This window comes from Kitasatospora sp. NPDC091257 (assembly GCF_044757675.1).
GTDB lineage: Bacteria > Actinomycetota > Actinomycetes > Streptomycetales > Streptomycetaceae > Kitasatospora > Kitasatospora lactacystinica.
The window spans coordinates 1-3,508 of sequence record NZ_JBIVVI010000981.1; the positions used below are offsets into that span (position 1 = coordinate 1).

5 protein-coding genes are annotated in these 3,508 nt (G+C 68.6%); all 5 read left to right on the forward strand.

Annotated elements, in window-relative coordinates; all coding sequences use genetic code 11:
• Positions 1-978 precede the first annotated feature (978 nt).
• Positions 979-1,509 (forward strand): MarR family transcriptional regulator, encoded by a 531-nt coding sequence (locus ACIQOV_RS33075; RefSeq protein ID WP_401054425.1) that lies wholly within the window; start codon positions 979-981, stop codon positions 1,507-1,509.
• Positions 1,506-1,940 (forward strand): MarR family transcriptional regulator, encoded by a 435-nt coding sequence (locus ACIQOV_RS33080; protein ID WP_401054426.1) that lies wholly within the window; start codon positions 1,506-1,508, stop codon positions 1,938-1,940. Before ACIQOV_RS33075 ends, ACIQOV_RS33080 begins: the two co-directional genes overlap by 4 nt.
• 60 nt (positions 1,941-2,000) lie before the next feature.
• On the forward strand, positions 2,001-2,630 hold the full coding sequence (locus ACIQOV_RS33085) for a GIY-YIG nuclease family protein (protein WP_401054427.1): 630 nt from the start codon (positions 2,001-2,003) through the stop codon (positions 2,628-2,630).
• A gap of 196 nt (positions 2,631-2,826) precedes the next feature.
• Entirely contained in the window at positions 2,827-3,039 is a 213-nt protein-coding gene (locus tag ACIQOV_RS33090) for a hypothetical protein (protein ID WP_401054429.1), read from the forward strand.
• Between the two features lie 126 nt (positions 3,040-3,165).
• Positions 3,166-3,508 (forward strand): hypothetical protein (locus ACIQOV_RS33095; RefSeq protein WP_401054430.1); only part of this gene is annotated, 343 nt, incomplete at its 3' end.

Here is a 3,508-nt window from a genome sequence, read left to right on the forward strand (position 1 = left end):
TTCTGCCCCTCGGTCTCCCCACATCATTGGTTACCCGGGTGCCCTGCCGCCCCAGCCGGGACGGGGCAGCAACCACAACCACGTTGCGGTCAACAGCAGACCGGGTGGCTGGGCGCGGCGCGCTCCGCTACCGCACCCTGGCCAGCGCCCGGATGCGCTGGACCATCCTTCGCTGCCGCCTGGACTGCGCCGCCGACCCGACGGCAGGGCCGTGGCCGGCCCCGCCGTCGGCCCGTCACCGCACCGGCCGGACCGTGGACGGTCCGGCCTGTCCAGTTGCCCCCGGAAAGGCGGCCGGTGCCTGTACCGGGCCAGGGCTACCTGCCGACCCGGCCTGCGTCAAACACCGAGACCTGCCCTCCTCCGAGCAGTAGCTGACGTCACCACCCACCTTGAAGCCATTCCTAACCACCTCCTTGGCTGAGTGCTGGAACCGTCCGCTGTCGATGTTGGGTCGTGCTTCGGGAGCCAAACAGGCGAAGCAGGAACAATGGCTGCCGGAGAGCGGGTAGGTGGTAGCCGGCCGTTCGTGACTGTCGAAGTGACCTCCGGCCCACGGTGGTCGGTAGGTCGGCGTCGGCGCCTGGCCCGGGTAGTACAGCGACCGAGGGACCTGCGTAGCCGGAGTTCCTGCAGGATGGTTTCGGGGCCCGGGCCATCAGGGTGAAGGTCCACGTGACCGCTGGCCTTTACTACGTAAGAAGAGACATATGCCCTGACCTGCGGTTTTCCCCTCGCTAACGTCTGGAAAACCAGACGCTGGCGCCAGAAAACCAGACGTTACGGCAGGGGCCTGGGAGGGCGCTGTGGCTCGACACGCTGTCGTGTGCCTGCGTTTTTCAGGCCTTGTCCTGTAGGTTCTTGCCTCTAAGGTCTGGTTTTCCGGAGCTAACGTCTGAAAAATCAGCCCTTAAGAACCTGATGGCGGACCGGTCGTTGAACCGGTTCTCGGACCGTGACGGCATGGTGAGGAGCAGCATGGCTCGCAGGGGCAACATCGCCCTGGTGAACCTGGATACGGGAGCGGTGCTACCTGCGCCGAAGGCCCGGACGCCGCACACCATGGATGGTTCCTACACCCTCAACGCTTACACCGACGATGCGCCGCTGTACTCGCTGGCGCTGTCCGGCGCGGAGTGGGCGACGATCGACTGGGTACGCTCGAATGGCGGGGCCGGCGCGGCGGTGAAGGTGACCGCGGCCGCGGTGGCGGAGGCGATCCTGGCGACGGAGACAACCGCGAAGACGGCGCTTGCCCGCCTGGTGAAGCTCAACATTTTGCTCAAGACGAGCCCGCGAAGTCAGACGTACCAGCTGAACCCCAGACGCTTCTGGGAGGGCTCCGGAGACGCCCAGGTGCAGGCGTGCCGCAGGTTGGACCCGCCGCCGATTACGCCGGATGCCAAGGCGGTCGCTGCTGCGAAGAAGGCCGCTGAGAAGGCCGCCGCCAAGACGCCTGGACCGCGCCGCACCACGGCCAAGAGCACGACGAACGGAGGCACCCGATGAGCGCCGCAACCCACAGCCACCACGGCGACTTCGACCCGGACAGCCTCGGTATGCCGCCCGTCTACACACTCAACCTGAGCGCCAGCCAGCGCAGCGTCCTGGAATGGCTTACCAGCCACGGCGCCGTGTTCACCCCGATCACCGCCGACGTCGAGGAGATCGCCCACGACTGCGGGACCTCGACCTCCACCGCGTACGAGGCCCTGGCCCGACTGGAATCACTCCAGTTGGTCGAGCACCCGGACCCGGGCAGCTACCGGGTCAACCCCCGCTTCTTCTTCGCCTCCAACCCCGAGATCCGTCGCCTGGTCGGAGAAGCGCTGGAGGCCCCCGAGATCACCCTCGACGCCCGGGCTGAAGGTCCTCGGAAGGTCGGCAACGTCGACGCGCGACGCCGGCGCACCATCAAGGCTGTCCCCGACCAGGAGTAGGGCGTGCGATGCCCGGGCTGAGCGTCCTACTGTCAGTGGCGCTCTGTAACGTGCCGCGCTGTGAACGAAGTTGGGTCAGGGGAACCGGCACGGACGACCGGCGACTTCGTCTATGTGGTGGGGTCGCCCGTCGCCCGGCCGGTGAAGATCGGGCGGAGTGTCGATCCGCCCAGCCGACTTGCGAGCCTCCAGGCCGGATCGCCTGTGGAACTCCGCCTTCTGGCAACGTTTCCCGGAGGCCCGCGTCTGGAGAAGTACCTGCACGTCCGTTTCGCCGACCAGCGCGTCCATGGGGAGTGGTTCGACTTCCGCGGTGAGGATCCTCTCGCGCTGATCACCAGGGCGGTCGAGACCTACGAGCCGGACTCAAGCCAGCCCGACAGAGCAAGGCTCCCCCGCAGCGCCAGCGAGATCTCTGAGGCAGTGCTGGAGCTCTACAAGGCCCGGGAGCCTGACGGAGAGCCGTTGTACATGACGAACGTGCGGATAGCCGAGACGCTCAGCACCTCCCCAGCCAGTGTGAAGAAGGCCCTCGCCGGGCTGGTTGCTGACGGCCGCCTCGTAGTCGTACGTCCGCTCGGCCGGATGACGTTGCACGCGCTCGCCGCCCCGGTGCCCAAGGAGGGAAGACCTGCACCGCGCCCGCGCCTGACGCTCATGCACTCGGCCGTCGTAGGGCCAAACCACTAGCACCGGTGACGGCGGTCTGGCCCTACGGGTAGGGCCAGACAGCGAGGCGTGCGCGGGTGGATCGGCCTCGTGGCTGTCCCCTCCCAGGCGGGACAGGTGGTAGCTGCGGCTTAACCGCTCTGTTCTGGAGACCTGAAACAACGACCGTCCTCGGTCTGGCCCTGGCCAGCCTGTCCGGGCTGCGAGGATGGTGATCATGACTGACCGCCGCAGGCTCTCCCTGCGCTTCTCCGAGTCCGCCGTCGAAGCCGCCGTGCCCGCTCAGTCCGGCGGGCGCCGGCTGCTGCCGGTCGAGCAGGGCGCCGACTTCCGCCAGCCACCCGGCGACACCGTGCCGGCACCTGCCCCGGCCCGCCGCCGCCTCTCGTCTGGCGGCCTCACCTTCTCCGACCCGGACCGCCAGATCTGAGCGGGTGGGAAAACACCGCGGCGGCAGGCTAGGACGTCCTCTACCTGGTGGTCGGCGGCGTAGGCCGGCCACGGCACTGCCGTGGTCCGTTCCGGTGGGGCGTCCTGCCCCGTAGGCTCCTCTCCTGTGCCTGATGCCATTGATGTTCCCGACGACCTGATCGCTCTGCAGCTGGCGGCCCGGACCGCGCAGCGTGCGGTCGAGGAGTTCACTGCCGAGATCGCGGCGGAGGCCCGTACAAGATTCCCCGCTCCGGAGCAGTGGCTGGAGCGGCTGTGCTGGCCAGCCGATCCGCCGCCGGGCGGTCTGCAGGACGGGCCCGCCGCCTCGTTCTGGCCGGCGGATCTCACCGAGCGGTTGTGGCAGTTGCGGGGCCAGCAGCCGCCACGACTCCGGCGGCAGCAGCACCGCCAGCAGCGGCACCAGCGCACCCAGCGTGAACGCCGCCGCGCTCGCCAGCGCCGCCTCC